11 protein-coding genes and 6 pseudogenes are annotated in these 19680 nt (G+C 66.2%); 10 read left to right on the top strand and 7 right to left on the bottom strand.

Translation table 11 applies throughout. The annotated features are described in order from the left end of the window. Window positions 1–30: 30 nt before the first annotated feature. Window positions 31–1451, top strand: a pseudogene (locus tag OL239_RS13380) (mycothione reductase). Window positions 1452–1570: 119 nt separating this feature from the next. Here the strand turns inward: OL239_RS13380 and OL239_RS13375 are convergent. Then, window positions 1571–3378 (bottom strand): annotated as a pseudogene (locus OL239_RS13375) (AMP-dependent synthetase/ligase). A 242-nt stretch (window positions 3379–3620) separates the two neighbouring features. Here OL239_RS13375 and OL239_RS13370 point away from each other — a divergent pair. Beyond that, complete coding sequence (locus tag OL239_RS13370; protein ID WP_268909351.1) at window positions 3621–4601, top strand: ROK family glucokinase; 981 nt, start codon at window positions 3621–3623, stop codon at window positions 4599–4601. Window positions 4602–4700: 99 nt separating this feature from the next. On the opposite strand, the gene OL239_RS13365 is transcribed toward OL239_RS13370, so the two are convergent. Next, on the bottom strand, window positions 4701–5336 hold the full coding sequence (locus OL239_RS13365) for a hypothetical protein (RefSeq protein ID WP_268909350.1): 636 nt from the start codon (window positions 5334–5336) through the stop codon (window positions 4701–4703). After that, a pseudogene (locus OL239_RS13360) lies at window positions 5333–6093 on the bottom strand (alpha/beta hydrolase). Before OL239_RS13360 ends, OL239_RS13365 begins: the two are co-directional and overlap by 4 nt. A gap of 167 nt (window positions 6094–6260) precedes the next feature. Here OL239_RS13360 and OL239_RS13355 point away from each other — a divergent pair. Together OL239_RS13355 and OL239_RS13350 are read left to right on the top strand one after the other, a co-directional pair. Next, window positions 6261–6918: pseudogene (locus OL239_RS13355) on the top strand (lysophospholipid acyltransferase family protein); the annotation flags it as partial. Window positions 6919–7489: 571 nt separating this feature from the next. Then, the gene (locus OL239_RS13350) at window positions 7490–8884 is read left to right on the top strand and encodes a class II 3-deoxy-7-phosphoheptulonate synthase (protein WP_268909349.1); all 1395 of its coding nucleotides are present in this window, start codon (window positions 7490–7492) and stop codon (window positions 8882–8884) included. A gap of 175 nt (window positions 8885–9059) precedes the next feature. Here the strand turns inward: OL239_RS13350 and OL239_RS13345 are convergent, their stop codons facing one another. Continuing rightward, entirely contained in the window at window positions 9060–11279 is a 2220-nt protein-coding gene (locus OL239_RS13345; protein ID WP_268909348.1) for a Stk1 family PASTA domain-containing Ser/Thr kinase, read from the bottom strand. Window positions 11280–11367: 88 nt separating this feature from the next. Next, window positions 11368–12177: a lytic transglycosylase gene (locus OL239_RS19615; protein ID WP_329609223.1), complete on the bottom strand. Its 810-nt coding sequence runs from the start codon at window positions 12175–12177 to the stop codon at window positions 11368–11370. Between the two features lie 745 nt (window positions 12178–12922). On the opposite strand from OL239_RS19615, the gene OL239_RS13335 reads away from it, so the two are divergent. After that, window positions 12923–13276, top strand: a complete 354-nt coding sequence (locus OL239_RS13335) for an Rv2175c family DNA-binding protein (protein WP_268909347.1) — start codon at window positions 12923–12925, stop codon at window positions 13274–13276. A gap of 126 nt (window positions 13277–13402) precedes the next feature. On the opposite strand, the pseudogene OL239_RS13330 reads toward OL239_RS13335, so the two are convergent. Together OL239_RS13330 and OL239_RS13325 are read right to left on the bottom strand one after the other, a co-directional pair. Beyond that, window positions 13403–14523 (bottom strand): annotated as a pseudogene (locus OL239_RS13330) (polyprenyl synthetase family protein). A gap of 6 nt (window positions 14524–14529) precedes the next feature. Continuing rightward, on the bottom strand, window positions 14530–15102 hold the full coding sequence (locus OL239_RS13325; RefSeq protein WP_268909346.1) for a hypothetical protein: 573 nt from the start codon (window positions 15100–15102) through the stop codon (window positions 14530–14532). 87 nt (window positions 15103–15189) lie between these two features. Between OL239_RS13325 and dinB the strand changes: the two genes are divergently transcribed. From dinB to OL239_RS13300, 5 genes and pseudogenes are all read left to right on the top strand, one after another. Then, window positions 15190–16437, top strand: coding sequence for a DNA polymerase IV (gene dinB, locus OL239_RS13320; RefSeq protein WP_268909345.1), 1248 nt, complete (start codon window positions 15190–15192; stop codon window positions 16435–16437). Window positions 16438–16669: 232 nt separating this feature from the next. Then, a complete protein-coding gene (locus OL239_RS13315; protein WP_268909344.1) occupies window positions 16670–17053 on the top strand; it encodes a DUF3040 domain-containing protein in 384 nt (127 codons plus the stop codon). Between the two features lie 289 nt (window positions 17054–17342). Further along, complete coding sequence (mraZ, locus tag OL239_RS13310; protein WP_268909343.1) at window positions 17343–17774, top strand: division/cell wall cluster transcriptional repressor MraZ; 432 nt, start codon at window positions 17343–17345, stop codon at window positions 17772–17774. Between the two features lie 201 nt (window positions 17775–17975). Further along, window positions 17976–18973, top strand: a pseudogene (gene rsmH, locus OL239_RS13305) (16S rRNA (cytosine(1402)-N(4))-methyltransferase RsmH). 196 nt (window positions 18974–19169) lie between these two features. Then, entirely contained in the window at window positions 19170–19673 is a 504-nt protein-coding gene (locus OL239_RS13300; protein ID WP_268909342.1) for a hypothetical protein, read from the top strand. Window positions 19674–19680: the final 7 nt, after the last annotated feature.

The following is a 19680-nucleotide window of genomic DNA, read 5'->3' as shown; positions in this document are numbered from 1 at the left end:
CCGGGGCCTTCCCGGCTCTAGACTGGAACCGTGACTCACTTTGATTTGGCCATCATTGGCTCCGGTTCAGGCAATTCCCTGATCACCCCCGACTGGGACGGCAAAAAGGTTGCCGTCATCGACGGGGAACCTTCGGCGGAACCTGCCTGAATGTGGGGTGCATCCCCACGAAGATGTTCGTCTATCCGGCGCAGCTCGCTGCAGCCGGAGCAGACGCGGCGCGCCTGGGCGTGGACCAAACCCTGGAGAAGGTGCACTGGCGCGACATTCGTGACCGGATTTTCACCCGGATCGATTCCATCTCCGAGGGCGGACGGCGGTACCGGGCCGAGGAGCTGGAGAACGTCACGCTCTATGAGCAGCATGTACGGTTCGTCAGCGGGCATGCCCTTGAAACGGACGACGGCCAGCGGATCACAGCGGACCAGATCGTGGTGGCGGCCGGATCCCGGCCGGTGCTGCCGGACATTCCCGGCATGGACCTGCCGCAGGTGCACACCTCCGACACCGTAATGCGCATCCCCGACCTCCCCGGGCGGATCCTCATTATCGGCGGCGGGTACATAGCAGCTGAATTCGGCTTCGTGTTCTCCGCGTTCGGTGCCAAGGTCACGATGGCGGCCCGCTCGGCTCCGCTGCTGCGGGCCATGGACGCCACCATTGCCGAACGCTTCACCGAGGCTGCCTCCCGCCAGTGGGACGTGCGGCTGGGTACGCGGGTCACCTCGCTGACCGAGAATCCCGACGGCTCGGTCCGGGCACAGCTGCAGGGACCCGGCGGAGGAACCGCACTCGACACGGACCTGGTGCTGGTGGCGACGGGCCGTGTCCCCAACACCGACCGGCTCGGTGTCGGGGCGGCCGGCTTCGACCTCCGTCCGGACGGCCGCCTCGTGGTCGATGACTACCAGCGGGTGCTGAGGAACGGAAAACCGGCCGACGGCGTGTGGGCGCTTGGCGACGTCAGCAGCGACTACCAGCTCAAGCACGTGGCCAACCACGAGGCGCGGACGGTGGCCCACAACCTGGTGCACCCGGACGACCTGCGGCGCAGCGACCACAGGTTTGTGCCCTCTGCGGTTTTCAGCAGCCCGCAGATCGCGTCAGTGGGCCTGACGGAGGAGGAAGCATGCCGGGACACCGAAGCCCGCGGTGTTGAGCTCGCCCTCGCGGTACAGGAATACGGCTCCACCGCGTACGGCTGGGCCATGGAAGACACCACCGGTTTCGTGAAACTGCTGGCCGAGAAGGAAACCGGACGGCTGCTCGGCGCACACATCATGGGGCATGAGGCGTCCATGCTGATTCAGCCGCTGATCCAGGCCATGTCCTTCGGCCTGGATGCCCGGACGATGGCGTCGGGACAGTACTGGATCCATCCGGCGCTGACCGAAGTGGTGGAGAACGCGCTGCTGTCGCTGCCCAGCGGAACGGCAGGCGCTGCCGGGTAGCCGCGCCGACGGTGTAGAGGAACACACCGGCCCCGGCTGGGACTCCGGTGTCGGGAACAGCGGCAGGGCGGGTCCGATACTCCGGACCCGCCCTGCCGCTGTTCCCGCCTGTGCTGCCGTTAGACCTTTTGTCGGCTGTAAATTTCCTCCACCACAGCGGAGAAATCCTTCAGGACCTGGGCCCGCTTGATCTTCAGGAGGGAGTCAGGTGCCCGCTGGCTTCAGTGAAATCGGACGGCACCACGCGGAAGACCTTAATGGCTTCCGCCTGCGACACCGTTTTATTGGCCGAGGCCACCAGGGCCCGGAGCTCCTGCTGCAGCTGTTCCGTTTCGCCCGCTTCGGCTACCGTCGTCCCGGCCGGCAGCTTGTGGCGTTCCAGCCATCCCGGCAGGGCTTCCTCATCCAGAGTGATCAGGGCGGAGATGAACGGCCGCTGATCTCCCACCACAACGCACTGGGAGACGATGGCATCGGCGCGGATGCTGTCCTCCAGTATCGCCGGAACCACGTTCTTCCCACTGGCAGTGACAATGATTTCCTTCTTGCGGCCGGTGATCTTCAGGAAGCCGTCATTGTCCAGCTGACCAATGTCACCGGTGTGGAACCAGCCGTCCGTGAAGTTTTCAGCCGTGAGATCCGGGCGGTTGTAGTAGCCCTTCATCACGCTGACGCCCTTGGCCAGGATTTCGCCGTCGTCGGCTATCCGGACGGCGTTGCCCGGCAGCGGTGCGCCGACGGTGCCGATCTTGGTCAGCTTGGGAGTGTTGACGGTCACCGGGGCCGTGGTTTCGGTCAGCCCGTAACCTTCCAGCACTGTCACACCGATTCCGTGGAAGAAGTGGCCCAGCCGGTCGCCCAGCGGCGCACCGCCCGAAATCGCGTACTTGACCCGGCCGCCCATGGCGGTGCGGATCTTTCCGTAGAGAAGCCGGTCAAAGACCGCATGTTTGACCTTGAGGCTCAGCGGTACCTTGCCGGCTTCCTGCGCCTTGGACCATTCGATGGCCGTCTTGGCTCCGGCGTGGAAGATCTTGCCCTTGCCGCCGTCTTCGGCCTTGAGCATGGAAGAGTTGTAGACCTTCTCGAAGACGCGGGGAACAACGAGCAGGAAATCCGGCTGGAAGCTTTGCAGGTCCGGGAGCAGGTTCTTCACATCGGCGGTGTGGGCCACGGTGGCTCCGGAGGTCACGCAGAGCACGGAGATGAAGCGTGCGAACACATGGGCCAGCGGCAGGAACATGATGGTTTGTGCGCCCTCACGGCATACCTCGGGCTGCGCAGCGGCAGCATTGCGGGAGAGGTTTACGAAGTTGCCGTGGGTTAAATCGCAGCCCTTGGGCCGCCCGGTGGTTCCCGAGGTGTAAATGATGGTGGCGGTGTCATCCAGGGTGGCCTTGGAGCGGCGGGCCTCCAGGTCCCCGTCCGAGACGGCGGCTCCGGCTGTCCGGAGCTCATCGAGCCCCTGGCCGTCGATCTGCCAGACATTCCTTACCGCGTCAAGGTCCTCCTCGACGGCCGCCTGGCGGACCACATTCTCGTGGCGCGCGGCTTCGACAACCACGCCCACGGCACCGGAATCGCTGAGGATCCAGGCAACCTGGGACGGCGAGGACGTCTCATAAATTGGAACTGAAACGGCCCCGGCGAACCAGAGGGCAAAGTCCACCAGCGTCCACTCGTACCGGGTGCGGGCCATGATGCCCACCCGGTCACCCGGCTCGACACCGGAAGCGGCAAAGCCCTTGGCCAGGGCCCGGACATCCGCCAGGAACTCCGTGGCTGTAATCGGAGCCCAGGCGCCGTCCGCTCCGCGCACCGAAAAGAGGGCGGGATTGGAGGGCTTGGCCGCCTGCTCCAGCAATAGTTCGGTGGTGTTGGTCTCCAACGGTGATTCCACCAGAGGGGGAACACTGTATTCACGCACGATAGCTCCTTTGATATCCGACTGGCCGGCAGACGCTGCGCAGACATTAACGCCCAGCCTATAGCGTAGATCACAATAAATACCGGTGAGTAACTTCTCGAACCAATAACGCTTTCGCGGCATGGCCGGCCGAAGAATACACTTGGATGTTGATGCGTCCCGTTAACCCAGCGCCTGTGCCCCGTCCTGCCCCTCTTCTTTGGCAGCGCCGTGCCGTTGAGCCTTTCCCCGCCCGCCGCCCCATGCGGCTGCCCAACCGGATGCGCCGCCGCGGACTGGCCATCGGCATCGATATTGGCGGCACCAAAGTGGCGGCCGGGCTGGTGGACGGCGACGGCCGGGTTATCGCCGAGGCCCGCCGCTCCACGCCCGGCCAGGACCCCCGTGAAGTGGAATCGGTCATTGTGGACCTGGTGAGTGAGCTCTCCGCCAACCACCACGTCTGGTCGGTCGGCATCGGTGCGGCGGGCTGGATGGACCTCGCCGGCAGCACTGTGCTGTTTAGTCCGCATCTGGCCTGGCGCAACGAACCGCTGCGCGAAAATCTCGAGCGGCTGCTGCGCCGGCGCGTATACCTGGTAAACGACGCCGACGGCGCGGCCTGGGCTGAGTGGCGGTTTGGTTCGGGCCTGGGGCAGAGCCGCATGGTGTGTGTGACTCTGGGAACCGGGATTGGCGGTGCCATGATCATGGACGGCCGGCTGGAGCGCGGGAGGTTTGGTGTGGCGGGCGAGTTCGGCCACCAGATCATCATGCCGTCCGGCCAGCGGTGCGAGTGCGGGAACCGCGGCTGCTGGGAGCAGTACGCGTCGGGAAATGCCCTCGGCCGGGAAGCCCGGGAACTGGCCGCCGCCAATTCTCCGGTGGCGCAGGAGCTGCTGCGCGCCGTCAATGGGGATATCAGTGCCATAACCGGGGCCGTGGTGACCCGAATGGCACTCGAAGGCGACCAGGCGTCGGTGGAGCTGCTGGAAGAGGTGGGGCAGTGGCTCGGACTTGGCCTGGCTAACCTGGCCGCTGCGCTGGATCCGGGAATGTTCGTTGTCGGCGGTGGCCTGAGCGCTGCCGGTGACCTGCTGCTGGAACCAGCGCGCCGGTCCTTTGCCCGCAACCTGACCGGCCGCGGATTCCGGCCTGCCGCGCGGCTGGAGCTTGCGGCGCTCGGGCCCGCTGCCGGCATGATCGGTGCCGCGGACCTGTCCCGGATAGCCGCCCGCCGCTGATGATGGCCCCCGGGCCGCCGGCGTGCGCTGCAGCGTGTGGCACCCGCGCAGTGTGCCGCTCCCCGCTGTGCCGCTCCGCCGTGTAGCGGCGGCGCTGCCCTAGACGGCGGCGCCGTCGTCGTCGCGGTGCTGCGGCAGCCTGAAGAGCAGGTAGGCGGCTGCCGCACCGAAGAGTGCGATTACCCCCAGGATGACGGCCACGGGGGCGCCCCGCCAGAACATGGCGAAGAGCAGCAGCAGCAGTGGTCCGCCCAGGGCTCCGATCCAGGCCAGCACAACGAGCGGCTCGCCCGTGCTGAACGGCGGCGGTTCAGGCGGCACGAACTCACCTTCGGACTCGAGCTCCTCGGGCTCGTCGTAATCGCGCGGGCCCCGGGGCGGCGCGTCCCGGAACGGCTGGTTTTCGAAAATGGCACGGGTGCGCTCAGCGGGGGAGCGGGGTGCGGAACCGCGGGAGGCACCCGCTGTTCCCGCTCCAGGCTCTCCTGCCTCACCGTTCCCACCCGCTGATCCTGCCTCCTCCGCGGACGCCGGCGGAGGAGTTCCGGTGGCAGGCGGTCCGGTTACCGGTCCCGCCGCGCCGGGGTTGCCCCCGGGTCCCACCGACGGTCCGGCGCCGGGTGTGCCCCGGCCGCCGTGTGTTCCATCGGCGGGCATGTTCTCCAGCCGGGAAACCAGATCCTGCCAAATGGTTTCATCAGTGGATTCGTTGCGTTCCGGTTCACGTTCTTTCATGCTGCAGCACCTGCGCTGATCCTTTGGATGAACTGATGGGAACGGTCAAAAATCAAGGGCGCGTCGTGGTCCATGGTGGCAACGTGGTAGCTGTTCTCCAGCGAAACCGCTTCCAGCGTGCTGCCGACGTATCGGCGCAGGACATCCATGCTCGATTCGGGGACCACCAAATCAACTGTAGACCGGAAGGCAAGGACTGGTGAAGTGATGCGCGGCAGCACCGCCGTCGTGTCCTTAAACAGACGCATTAGCTGATGCACTCCGCCCACCGGAGTCCGCGAATAGGCTCCTTCGTCCTGGCCTTCGAGCTTGATGTTGTTGGCAATCGCAGGGACGGATTTCTGGACATACTTCAGCAGTCCGGAGTACCGCGCGCGGGGATCGTCAATGGTCAGGCCCGGGTTCACCACGGCTACCCCCGCAACGGGCCGGTGCGCAGCCAGCCGCAGGGCCAGGGTCCCTCCCATGGAGAGTCCGGCGGCGAACACTCGGTCGGTGCCCTCCGCGAGCTCCTGATAGGCCCGGTCATAGGCGTCGTACCAGAGCTCCCAGGAGTGCGGGCCAGCTCCTGCCAGGTGGTGCCGTGTCCCGGAAGCAGCGGCAGGCGCACGGCGTATCCCAAATCGGACAAATGCCGGGCCCATGCGGCGAGGCTGACGGGAGAGCCCGTGAAGCCGTGGCTCAAGAGCACTCCGGTGGCGGCGTTGGCGCCATGCCCGTTGCTGGAGAAGCCGGCTGGGGCCAGTGGGGAAGTCATAACACTATGGTTGCATTGAGCTGCGTGTTTTCCACCCCTGCAGCGCCCAAGCCGGGGCGCTGGTTTGGTGCAGAATTCAACGCGGCCGGGTGGGCGCATAGAGTAGGAGTTGGGGAATCCAAACCGGGTCCCTGATTTGTTATGTCCGGACGGGAGAGCTGGCTTACGTGTTCTATTGGGTGATGAAGACCATTTTCATCGGGCCGGTGGTCAATCTGCTCTTCAGGCCCTGGGTCAAAGGCATGAACAACGTGCCCGAAACGGGTCCGGCGGTGCTGGTGAGCAACCACTTGTCCTTCTCCGACTCGATTTTCCTGCCGCTTGCGGTGCCGCGCCCGGTGAGCTTTCTGGCAAAGTCGGAGTACTTCACGGGCAAAGGCCTCAAAGGCAAGCTCACAGCGGCATTCTTCCGGCTCACCAACCAGCTCCCGATGGATCGGTCCGGCGGCGCGGCGTCGGCAAGCTCCCTCTCCGCCGGCGTGGACGTCCTGGAGAACGGCGGACTGCTGGGGATCTACCCGGAAGGCACACGCAGCCCCGACGGACGGCTGTACCGGGGGAAGACCGGTGTGGCCAAGCTGGTGTTGAAAACCGGCGTTCCGGTGATTCCGGTGGCGATGATCGGCACGGACAAGGTCCAGCCGATCGGCCGGAGGATTCCCAATATCCGGCGCATCGGGATCATCGTCGGTGAGCCGCTGGATTTCTCCCGCTACGCCGGGATGGAGAACGACAGGTTCATCCAGCGCTCCGTCACCGACGAAATCATGTACGAGCTGATGCGTCTTTCCGGCCAGGAATATGTCGACGTTTATGCAAGCACCATGAAGGAAAAGCAGGCGGCCGCCCGGAAGGTCTCCAAGGGCGCTGAAGCCCGCAGCGCGGCGGTGCGCCTTACCGAGCCGCGCAGCCCCGGTGGAGTGTCCGGCGGGACCGGGACGCCTGCCGTTCGGCCAGCGGAGCCGGGCGGGCGTTCACGCCCGGCAGCCGGCGCGGACGGCGGCGCCGCAAGCAGTGCGCCGGATGCTTCTGCCGCTTCGGACGCCGTGACGGGAGGTACAGTGCGCGCCGGGGAGGAAGCCGCCGGGAACAACGCCGTCCCGCCGGCCCGGAGATCTCCGCGGAAGCCGGGTACCGTGACGACTATTGGACGCCGGCGGAAAACACTGCCCGCCGCTGCGCCTCCTGCCGCTGCGCCTCCTGCCGCGGCGGACCCGTCCGCTGCGTCAGGTGCCGCAGCGGGAGCGGAACCCGAAGACACCGAACCCCACAGCGCTTAGGATCAGCGGCGGGACCTTTCGGAAGCGCCCGCAGTGTTGCGGACCGGCAGCGTCAGATTACGCTCTCCGGCGTGCGGCTTCTGTCCAGGAGGGGTGCAGACAGTACCCTTAAAGACGTGACTTACACTCCCGTAGACAACGCGTCAGACTTTTCCACCGCCCCCCGCCAGGGCGCTGCGGAGTATCCCGGCCTCGATGACTGGCGGTCCCTGCCGGCGCTCCAGCAGCCGTCCTGGCAGGACCACCCGGGTTATCCGGCAGCCGTCGCCGAGCTGTCAATGGTTCCTCCGCTGGTCTTCGCCGGCGAAGTCGATATCCTCCGGGACCGGCTGGCCGCGGCAGCCCAGGGCAAGGCCTTCCTCCTGCAGGGCGGTGACTGCGCCGAAACGTTCGACGGCGCAACGGCCGACAAGATCAGTGCCAGGGTGAAGACGATCCTGCAGATGGCCGTCGTCCTGACCTACGGCGCCTCGCTGCCGGTCATCAAGATGGGGCGGATGGCCGGTCAGTTCGCCAAGCCCCGCTCCTCGAACGACGAGACCCGCGCGGGGGTGACGCTCCCGGCCTACCGCGGAGACATGGTCAACGGTTACGACTTCACCCCCGAGTCCCGGGAGCACAATCCGGCACGAATGGTCCGTGCCTACCACACGTCCGCTTCCACGCTGAACCTGATCCGCGCGTTCACGCAGGGCGGGTTTGCCGACCTTCGGCTGGTACACCACTGGAACAAGGGCTTCACCGCCAACCCCGCGCACTCGCGGTACGAATCGCTGGCCCGCGAGATTGACCGCGCCGTACGGTTTATGGATGCCTGCGGTGCCGATTTTGAGGCACTCAAGCGGGTGGAGTTCTTCGCCAGCCACGAGGCGCTGCTGCTGGATTATGAGCGCGCCCTGACCCGCATCGATTCCCGCACCGGACGGCCCTATGACACGTCGGGGCACTTCCTGTGGATTGGTGAACGCACCCGTGACCTCGACTCGGCGCACGTGGAGTTCCTCTCCAGGGTCCGCAACCCCATCGGCGTCAAGCTGGGTCCGGGCACCAAGCCGGAGGACGCACTGGCCCTCATCGACAAGCTGGATCCGGACCGCGAACCGGGGCGGCTCACCTTCATCACCCGCATGGGCGCCGGCAACATCCGCGAAAAGCTGCCCCCGCTGGTGGAACGCGTCACCGCATCCGGAGCCCAGGTCCTGTGGGTCACCGATCCGATGCACGGCAACACGGTCACCTCTCCCAACGGGTACAAGACACGCAACTTCGACGACGTGATGGACGAAGTCCGCGGCTTCTTCGAGGTCCACGACTCCCTGGGCACGTTCCCGGGCGGACTGCACGTGGAAATGACCGGTGATGACGTTGCCGAGTGCCTGGGCGGAGCCGATCCAATCGACCAGGAAGCGTTCCTGGAGGGTTACGAGTCAGTCTGCGATCCGCGCCTGAATCACATGCAGTCCCTGGAAATGGCGTTCCTGGTGGCAGGGGCCCTGTCCCGCCAGGGCTAGCCAGCCGCGCGACAGCCGGCATTATGGATCTGCAGCGCTGAGGGGACGGTTCGGGAGTATCCAGGACCGTCCCCTCAGGCGTCCCCGGGCGGAGGCGTACGGACGGCGGCGGGGCCGGACCGCGCAAAGGGACACTGCGGCGGGGCCGGACCGCGCAAGGGACACTGCGCCGGGGTCAGACCACGCGCAGGGTAATCACGGAGCCCTCGGGAGCCATGGAGCCGCCGGCTGGGTCCTGCGACTGGACAATGCCCAGCAGCCCGCCCAGCAGTTCATTGATCTGGACCTGGAAACCGAGGCCTTCCAGCTGTGCCCGTGCCTCGTCGGGTGACTGGCGGACGACCCCGGGCACCTCTACCATGACCGGTCCCTTGGAGATGGTGAGGGTGACGGCCGTCCCGCGTTCCACCAGACCGGACTCCGGGGTTTGGCCGGCCACTGATCCGGCGGGAACATCACGGCTGTTCACCTGCCCGGGCAGGATCTCGGCAGTAAGGCCGGCCTCTTCGAGGAGCTGTATTGCTTCGTCTTCAGACTTGCCCAGGAGGGAGGGAACTTCCACAGGTGCAGGGCCGAGGGACACAACAATGTTCACGGAAGTATCGCGCCGCAGCTGTGTGTCGGGTGCCGGGAACTGGCTGATGACCTTGCCGGCATCCACGGTCTCACTGTATTCCTCAGTGACGGCCCCGACGGAAAGCCCGGCATCGGTAATGTTCTCCGACGCCGCCTCCACTGTCCGCTGCACGACATTGGGGACATCGAACAGCTCCGGTCCCTTGCTGATGAGCAGGGTCACCGGCTGGAAGCGCCGGATCTCGGCCGGTGCATCGGGATCAGTGCCCACGGCGAGTCCGGCGGCGACGATTTCGTCATGGATTTCGTTCGTCGAGTACTGGAGTCCCTCCCCGCGCAGCAGGGCCCCGGCTGCTTCCCGTGAGACATTGGCGACGTCGGGTACGGCCACCACGGCACCCGGCCCGCGGCCAAAGAACCAGCCGGTGAAGACCGCGGCGGCAATGAGCAGCACGGCCAGCACCAGCAGGAGGGCTCCGCGCCGGCGGGGACGCCCGCGGCGCAGGGACATCTCGGGGCGGTGGGCCTCGCGGCTGGACTGCCGTTCGCGGGCCTTGGCTTCCCGGCGGGCCTGCCGCCGTTCACTCCGGGATCCGGGTTCCGGCCGGCCGCCTCCGGAGTCGTCACGGTCACTGGTGCCGCCGTCGCCGCCCCCGGAGTAACCGTCCGGGTCCGCCGGGCCAAACCGGTTGCGGCCTGTTCCGCTGCCACCCGCGGGAAAGACGCTGGTGGCGTTCTCGGACCGGCGAATAACTTCCGTGGGATACGCTCCGGCACCCGCCGCACCCGCCGCACCCGCCGCACCCGCCGCACCGGCCCCGGCAGCGCCGGCGGTGGAGATTACCTCGGTGGCCCCGGCGGGCGGCCGGGCAAGCGCCGCCGTGGTGGCAGCTGCCGCGCTGAGGACCTCAGTGGCTCCGGAAGGGGACGGAGATAAGTCCTCCGAAGGGCCGCCGCAGTGGAAATCGAGCTGCTCATCGGTGAGCGAGGTCCGAATATGGCGGAGTTCGCCCAGAAGCGCCTTACCGTCGACGGGGCGGTTATCCGGGTTGGGGTCGGTGCACCAGCGGACCAGCTCGTCCAAATCCGAGGCCAGTCCGGGGCATGCGCCGGACGGAGCAGGAACGGTGGAATGCACATGCTGGAAAGCGACCTGGATGGGTGCCGTGCCGGTGAAGGGCTGGCGGCCGGTGAGCATTTCGTAAAGCATGATTCCGGCGGAGTAAACGTCGCTGCGCTCATCGGCGCCGGTGCCGGTGACCAGTTCCGGCGCCAGATAGGCGACTGTTCCCACCAGGGTGCCGGTGCTGGTGCTGGTGGAAACGGCGCGGGCCAGGCCGAAGTCGGCAATCTTGATGCTGCCGTTGTCGGCAAGCAGCACGTTTTCGGGCTTGACGTCGCGGTGGATCATTCCCGCGTCATGGGCTTCGGCCAGGCCGTCCACGACCGCGTCCAGCAGGGCCAGGGCCAGCCGCGGGGTCAGGCGGGTCCGGGCCTCCAGCAGTTCCCGCAGCGTCTTGCCGGGAACGTACTCCATGACCAGATAGGCGAGATTGTCGGAAAATCCCTGGTCCAGTACGCCGACGACGTGCGGGTGGGAAAGCCGGGCGGCGGACTTGGCCTCCCGCTCGAAGCGGTCAAGAAAGCCGGGGTCGGCGGCAAGGTGCGGATACAGGACCTTGAGGGCGACGTCCCGGTCCAGCCGCAGGTCGGTGGCCAGGTAAACGGTGGACATTCCTCCGCGGGCAATACGGGAGAGCACCCGGTAGCGGTCATCCACTACGGTGCCGACGAGGGAGTCATTCACGGATTCATGCACTCTACGATCCTACGTGCGCAGACAGGCAGGGTCCGGATCGACACCCGATCCGGACCCTGCCCGCCGTGCCCGGTAAGGGGCGTCGCTGCTAGGAGAAGGACTGGCGGTGTGCCAGCACCGACGCCACGTAGCCGCGCGTGTCCTCAAACATCCCCTGGGTCGTTACCGAGTACTGGCCCTGGTAATAGGAAGCCACTGCGGTTTCCAGGCTGTCGCTTGTGCGGATCAGTGAGCGGATGATCGCGACACCGGCCGTCGCATTGTCATGGGGGTCCAGCAGGTTCAGCTGGCGTCCGACGAGGTCGGAGGCCCAGTCGCCGGAACTCGGAATGACCTGCATGGCACCAATGGCATTGGCGGGGGATACGGCACGCTGGTCGAAGCCTGACTCCTGGAAGGAAAAGGCCATTGCCAGGGCGGGGTCAACGCCCATCTGGACTGCGGTCTGTGCGACGATCTGCTGCATATCGGCACGGCTCGGAACTGCAGTGGCATTCAGCGCGTGCTTGTTCGTATTGGCGTCCGCGACGACGTGGTCCGGATACGTGTAGTGCAGGAACGTATTGGGAACCAAGTCCGCCGGAGGGGCTTCGGCCGGAGCTGTGGCGAGCGTTGTTACTCCGGCACCGGGAAGGACGACGGCGTCTCCCGGGAACAGGACGGTGCTGCCGTCCATGCCGTTGGCCGACATGAGGGCGGAAAGGCTGACATTGTGGCGGGCGGCGATCCCGGTCAGGGTGTCACCGGGTGCTACCGTGTGGCTTGTCCCTGGAGCTGGCGCGGCGGGAGCTGCGGACGCTCCGGCCACGGCGCCGCCGGAGAGGGCGATCTCTTGGCCGGGACGGATAATCGAGGTAAGGGTCAGGCTGTTGGCCGCCAGGACACTGTCGAGGCTCACACCGTGCGACGCCGCGATTGCGCTGAGGGTATCGCCGGCTTTTACGGTGTAGGTGCCCCGCGGCGCGGGGAGCGGCGTCCGGTGCCGGGGAACCTGCTGCCGGCAGGCGCAGTTCCTCGCCGGCAAAGATGAGCGAGTCGCTCTGCAGGTTGTTCACGCGGAGGACTTCGTCCAGAGCCAGGCCGTAACGCGCGGCAATGGAGCTGACCGTGTCACCCGGTGCGATGCGGTGGACCGACGGCGTGCTGGATTCTGCAGCAATGGTCACGGGAATCTGCGCAGCCAGCTGTGAGGGGGCGACGACGTTCGCCGTTCCCGCGGTCAGGTTCTTGATGGCCTGCAGCGGAAGCTGCGGGAAGAGCGTGGCATCCGGGGTTACGGGCGCTGCCTGGGCCGGTTCGGCAAGCGCGAGCGCCGACATCATCACGGCGGGGATGGCCGCGGTGGTCACCGCAACACTCAGTTTGCGGGGCATTCCCCTGGAGCTGGAACGGGGGAATTGCTTCCCTGAATCGACTGAGCAGTCATAAAGGGCTGTTTCCTCATCTGTAGACGGCGCGGCCTTTACCGCAACTCGACCATATACAAGTAGTGGTGCGAGCGTGACAGAAGTGATTTCTGTGACGTATGCGAATTTACACTACCGGTGGTTCCTGGCCTACCCGAGTACCTTGAGAACGCGTATTCCGGTTGCGCAACGGGTCGGAAGTGGCCCCCAACCGGGTTCTCGTGGGAACCTAGGACAGTGACTGAACTCGAGGAACTTGTTTCCGACTGGCTGACCCTGCCCGACGTGGCTGAACAACTGAATGTTTCCATTACCAAGGTGCACAGCCTGCTCGAAGAGCGCGCGCTGGTGGCCGTGCGGCTCGGGGAGCGGAAAATCCGCAGCATCCCGGCTGCCTTCGTGGCCGACGGCGCTGTGCTGGACAGCTTGAAGGGCACCATTTCGGTACTCATTGATGCCGGCTACAACGACGAAGAAATGATCCGCTGGCTGTTTACTGCGGATGACTCGTTGCCGGGGCGTCCGGTGGACGCCCTCCGCGAGGGCCGAAAAACGGAGATCCGCCGCCGCGCCCAGGCCCTGGGCTGGTAGCGGCGTCTTAGCACAGCGAACTAAGACAGAGTTAACGCAGCAGCGGCTCCCGTGGAACGGGAGCCGCTGCTGCGTTCTGGGCCCTGCCCGCATCCCGGCGTACGCCGTATGCGGGGGCGGGAACGGTCAGGCCGAGCGGGTGACCGCCGCGTGGGCGAGGGCCGTCAGGGCGGCCCGGGCAACGTCGTCGACGGGCATCTGCTGCAGGGCGTCGAACGCTGCCCTGGTATGCCCGTCGATGAGGGCTTCAGTGGCGGCCAGGGCTCCGGATTCCTCGATGATCCCGCGGAGCCTGGTCACGCCGTCGTCGTTCAGGTCGGCCCGGCCCAGCGCGGAACCAATGACTTCCCGTGCCGAAGGACCGCCGAGCGACAGCGCGTAGGCAATCAGCACCGTTCGCTTGCCCTCGCGCAGGTCGTCACCGGCGGGCTTGCCGGTTTGATCCGGGTCGCCAAACACGCCCAGCACGTCGTCGCGCAGCTGGAACGCCTCCCCAGGGGAAGGGCGAAACGCGAGTACCAGTCCAGCAGGTCCCCGGAGGCGCCGGCGAGTGCTCCGCCCAGGGTCAGCGGATGTTCCGTGGTGTATTTCGCCGACTTGAAGCGGAGAATGTTGCGGGCGCGGACGACGGCGCGCTCGGGCTGATGCGTTGGCCCGACCACTTCTTCGAGGATGTCCAGGTACTGGCCGGCCATGACTTCGGTGCGCATCCGGTTGAAGATCCGCCTGGCCGGTGTGCCGTGGGCAGCTTGGGCGCCGACCGCTGAGAACATCTCCTCGCTCAGTGACAGGCAGAGGTCCCCGGCGAGGATGGCTGCGGAGGACCCGAAGTGGGTTCCGTCCAGATGCCAGGCTGCTTCGCTGTGCGCGGTGCTGAACCGCCGATGGACACTGGGGCCGCCGCGGCGGGTGTCGGAGCGGTCAATGATGTCGTCATGGATCAGGGCTGCGCTTTGGAACAGTTCCAGGGCGACGCCGGCCCGCACGGGTGCTCCGCCCAGTTCGGGTCCGCCGGCGCCGCGCCAGCCCCAGTAATTGAGCAGTGCCCGCAGCCGTTTGCCGCCCTGGGCCAGCGAGGACACGGCGTCCAGAAGCGGCAGCGACTCCATCGACACCTCCTGAAGCACGGCCTGCTGCTCTGCAAGGAAGGCGTCCAGTTCGCTGGCCAATAGCTTTCGGTACTCTGCCTGCTCACGGGCTGCCAGCTCACCGGCTGCGGCCGCGTCGGCGGCGGGAAGATTTCCCATGCCGGGCTACTGGGCTGACTCGGGAAGCGTGTTAATGCTGGCCGTATAGGTGAAGCTGCCGTCACGGGGAACGACGGCGACGTTGGCCGTGTCGGTGCCGCCGGAGCGGACAAACGTCTGCACGGTGGTGGTCCCCTGCTTCCCGGCCTCACCCGAGGTGAAGCCCTGCGACTCGAACTCAGCCTCGTAGTGCGCGAGGATCTCCTCGGCGGACGAGCTTGTGGAAGCCGTCAGCGAGGCTGTGAACAGTTCGGGAGTCTCTTCGAAGCTGGTGGACAGCGCCGTTGAGCCGGGCATGAGCGAAACAATGTCGATGGGGAATCCATCAGCAATGGCGGCGCTGGTGGCCGGTCCCGACGGGCCTGCCGAGCTGTCGGGGGAAGCCGGGGCGCCGGGGGAAGCGGAATCCGCAGCCGTTGGGGAGGGGGACGGCGAGGTGGACGCGCCGGCCGTGGGCGACGCTGCGGCGGCAGTGGGTTCCGCCGTGCCGGCGTCCGTGGAACCACCGGAATCCGGGGTGCAGCCGGACGCGGCCAGCAGGAGGGCGGCAGCAGTCAGTGCGATCAGGGGCTTCTTCATGGGTGTCCGCATCTTAAGTGGGGGTCAGGATCTGGTCCCCAGTCTAGGCGAAACGAAAACGCCGGACCCGTTGTCTACCATGAAGTAGTGAGCAACGGCCCCAGCGAAAACCGCGACTGCACCATCATGCATGTGGACATGGATGCCTTCTATGTCTCGGTGGAGCTGCTGAAGCGCCCTGAGCTCGCGGGCCGCCCGATCATCGTGGGCGGGCTCGGGGGCAGGAGCGTCGTCCTGTCGGCTTCCTACGAGGCGCGGCGGTACGGAGTCCATTCCGCCATGCCCATGTCGGTGGCCTACCGGCAGTGTCCGCAGGCGGTCATCCTGGAACCGCATCAGGAGGATTACCGTGAAGTGTCGGGGCGGCTGATGGCCATCTTCGAATCCATCACACCGCTGGTGGAACCGCTCAGCGTGGATGAGGCCTTCCTGGATATTGCCGGAGCCATGCGCCTGCTGGGACCTCCGCGGGCCATCGGCGAGCTGATCCGGCGGCGGGTGGCCGCGGAGCTCGGCATTACGGCGAGCGTGGGAATCGCCGCCACCAAGTTCGTGGCCAAGATCGCCTCCACCCGGTCCAAACCCGACGGGCTCCTGCTGATTCCGAGCGACGAGACCGTGGCCTATCTGCACACCCTGGATGTTTCGGCTTTATGGGGCGTAGGGGCCAAGACCCGGGAAACCCTGGCCCGCGTGGGTATTTCGACGGTTGAAGATGTCGCGCGGACGCCGGTGACCGTCCTCCGGCGGCTGCTCGGCGCCACGGGTGAGCATGTGTACGAGCTGGCATGGGGAAGGGACCAGCGGAGAGTTACTCCGGTGCGGCGGGAAAAGAGCATCGGGGCGGAAGAAACCTTTCCCCGGGACGTCTCCGACGACGAAACCCTGCACACGGAGCTGCTGCGGCTGGCGCACAAGACGGCGGCACGCCTCAGGGCCGCCGGACTGCAGAGCCGCGCGGTCTCCCTCAAGCTGCGTTACGCCGATTTCTCGACCCTCACGCGCACCCGCACTCTGCGGGAACCCGTGGACAGTGCCCAGCTGATTTATGAGGAGACGCGAGCTCTGCTCACGGCCCTGGGGCCACGGCGAATGAGCGTCCGCCTGATTGGTCTTCGGGCCGAACGGCTGGAGCAGGCGGAGGGCGCGGCGGTCCAGCTGACCCTTGACGGCCGGGATGATAACTGGAAGTCGGCGGAAGACACTCTGGACAAGATCAATGCCCGCTTCGGCGAGCTCGGCGTCATGCCTGCCCGCCTCCTCGGCGGCTCGCGCAGGGGCCGTCCCGACCGCGGACCGGGGCAGGCTCCACCGCAGGACCAGCGTCCGGCCTAAGCCCTGCGCGGAAAGTTTTACCCCCGCGCCGCCGCCGCTTTCCCCGGATCAGAATGCCACCTATCCTAAGACGTAGACACAACACGCGTTCTCTCCGGGTCATGGGTCCCGGCGGAACCCGGAATTTATCCCGGGGTGCCTCCGCAGTCGCCCGGAATCCGGGGCGGGAACCGCCCCGCTACCGGGAACGTTGGTTGAGTTACAGAGTATTTCGGACCGCAAGGAGGCAGTAATGGCACTCTCGGAACACGAGCAGCGCTTGCTGGACCAGTTGGAGCAGCAATTACACGCCGAGGACCCCAAGTTTGCGAATTCGATGGCGACGCCGGCCGGCGCCGGGATTTCGACCCGGCGGATAGTGATCGGAGCCCTGGTCGCAGTGGCAGGCATTGCGCTGCTCCTCCGCGGGGTGTCCCTTGAAATGCCGTGGAGCCTGCTCCTGGGGGTTCTTGGATTCCTGGTCATGGGCTCGGGCGTGTACTACGCGACGACGCGGGGCAAACGCGGAGCGCAGGTCAGTTCTCCGGCGCGGAAGAAGGAACGCGAGGCGAGTTCCTCGAAGAACTTCATGAGCAACCTGGAAAGCAAGTGGGATGAGCGCAAGCGCGATCAATAGCCCGCCGATGCTCCACCTTCCTCCACCGGCTCGATAAACACGGAAAAGACCCGCTGCGGCGGGTCTTTTTGTGCTTAAGGACGGGTGGCAGGGGCACCCTGCACGGCGTCTTCCGGCGTTTGTCCTCCACTAGGCACGTCCTGCGCCGTTACGGGGAAGAAAAGGTGCGGCGCGCCGCGCGAAGGTCCCCGATATCGTTGACTGTGGAGGGAAGTGGAGTAAAGTGGAGGCCATAAGAGTGTAGGGGCAGCGCAGGAGGAACTTCTTCCAATCAGACGGGTGGTGACTGATGTTCCTCGGAACACATTCACCTCGCCTGGACGAGAAGGGGCGGATCATCCTGCCGGCAAAGTTCCGCGAGGAACTGGCCGGGGGACTGGTGCTGACAAGGGGCCAGGAACGCTGCATCTACGTGTTTAGCCAGAAGGAGTTCGAACGGGTCCATGAGCAGATGCGGGAAGCTCCGCTTTCCTCGCGTCAGGCACGGGATTACATTCGGGTCTTTCTGTCGGGAGCCTCCGATGAAGTCCCGGACAAGCAGGGTCGGATCACCATTCCGCCGGCGCTGCGGGCCTACGCCGGACTCGGCCGTGAACTGGCCGTGATCGGGGCGGGAACAAGGGCGGAAATCTGGGACGCAAACGCGTGGCAAATCTACCTCGAGGAGCAGGAAACGGCGTTCTCGGAAACCGACGGGGACACCATGCCCGGTCTCTTCTAGTCCGGCAGCACCGCACCAGCACCACTGAACAACCAGCAAACAGAGACCGGACCGCAGCGGTTTCTTGCATGAGATCTCCAGCCGCCCCGCAAGGCCGGCACCTGACTCACTTCCCCGGAGCCAGGCGCAGGCAGTGCGAGGCGCGGATGGGGGTCTGATATAAGAACTACGCCGCCGTCCCAGGACGCGGAAGGACAGCAGATGAGCGAAGAACGCCCAACCGAAGAACGGCATGTTCCGGTGCTGCGTGACCGCTGCATTAATCTGCTGGCTCCGGCAATCGAAGAGCCGTGGCCGACCATGGTTCCGCCGTCGTCGTGGATGCCACGCTCGGCATGGGCGGCCACACGGAAGCCATGCTGGCGCGCTTCCCGCAGCTGCATGTGATCGGCATCGACCGGGACCGGCAGGCACTGGCCCTGGCGGGCGAACGCCTTTCCCCCTTCAAGGACCGCATCGACCTGGTGCATGCCGTGTATGACGAGATTGCCGACGTCGTCACCGACCTGGGCTTTGACGGCATCGACGGAGCGCTCTTTGACCTGGGGGTATCGTCCCTGCAGCTCGACGAGCGCGACCGCGGCTTCGCCTACTCCTATGATGCACCGCTGGACATGCGGATGGACACCAGCCGCGGGCGCACGGCGGCAGACATCGTCAACACGTACAGCGAGTCAGACCTCGTAGCCGTCATCCGCAAATGGGGAGAAGAAAAATTTGCCGGCCGGATAGCTTCCGCCATTGTCTCAACCCGCGCCGTGAAGCCGTTCAGCACCACGGGTGAGCTGGTGGACGCTATACGCACCGTGGTGCCCGCCGGTGCCGCCCGCACCGGGGGACACCCGGCCAAGCGGACCTTTCAGGCACTGCGGATCGAAGTCAACGAGGAACTGGACGTCTTGGAGCGTGCCGTCCCCGCCTCGCTTTCCGTCCTGAAACTTGGCGGCAGGGTAGTGGTGATGTCCTATCACTCGCTGGAAGACAAGATCGTCAAGGGCGTCTTTGCCGCCGGCGCGCGTTCGTCCGCGCCCAAGGGCTTTCCGGTGGAACTTGACGAGCACAAGGCGCAGCTGCAGCGCCTGACCAAGGGAACCGAGGTTCCCACCGATGCTGAAATTGCCGAGAATCCCCGTGCCGCCTCCGCGAAGCTGCGGGCCGTGGAGCGGATCCGAACCGCGAGCGACAGGTCGGGATCATGACGCAGGTACAGACGCGGCCGCACGCAGCCACAGGAGCTGTCCGCCGGGCAACCCACGGGAACACCGCGCGCGCTCTCGAGTGGAGCCCGCGGACGGCCCCGGCCCCTTCCGCTCCCCGCCGCCGGACGCCCCTGTCGGTGGTGCCGGCGTCAAAAGCCGCCGCCGGGCACCTCTGTTCATCTTTTGCTTTCTCGCCATGATCCTTGGACTCGGTGCTGTGCTGCTGCTCAACATCTCCGTTTCGAGCGGGCAGTACCAGCTGGTCCAGCTGCAGAACGAGCGGACCGAGCTGGCACAGCGCAATGAAGCCCTGACGCAGCAGCTGGAAAACCACCAGGCGCCCCAGGTTCTGGCCACGGCGGCCACTGATCTGGGCATGGTGACGTCCTCGACCTTCGGCAGCATTGATCTGGAAACTCTCGCGGTCACGGGGAACCCCGTGCCGGCGGAGGAAGGCACCCCTCCCACTGTGCTGATCGAAGCACCCAAAGTGCTGACTCAGCCGGTAGCGCCGGCCGGTGCGGCCCCTGAGCCGGCCGGGGAGTCAGCCCGGGCGGCCGAGGCCCGGGAAGCCGAGGCCGCCGAAGCGGCAGCGGCAGCGGCCGGCGCACCGGCCGGAGCGGAAACGGCCCCGGCCGAACAGGAAGCAGATCTGAACGGCGGAACCATCCCGGCTCCGGTCCAGAGAAGCGGATACTAATCTCCAC

It is taken from the genome of Arthrobacter sp. ATA002, assembly GCF_026898095.1.
Classification (GTDB): Bacteria; Actinomycetota; Actinomycetes; order Actinomycetales; family Micrococcaceae; genus Arthrobacter_B.
This window is presented reverse-complemented; position numbering and strand designations above follow the sequence as displayed.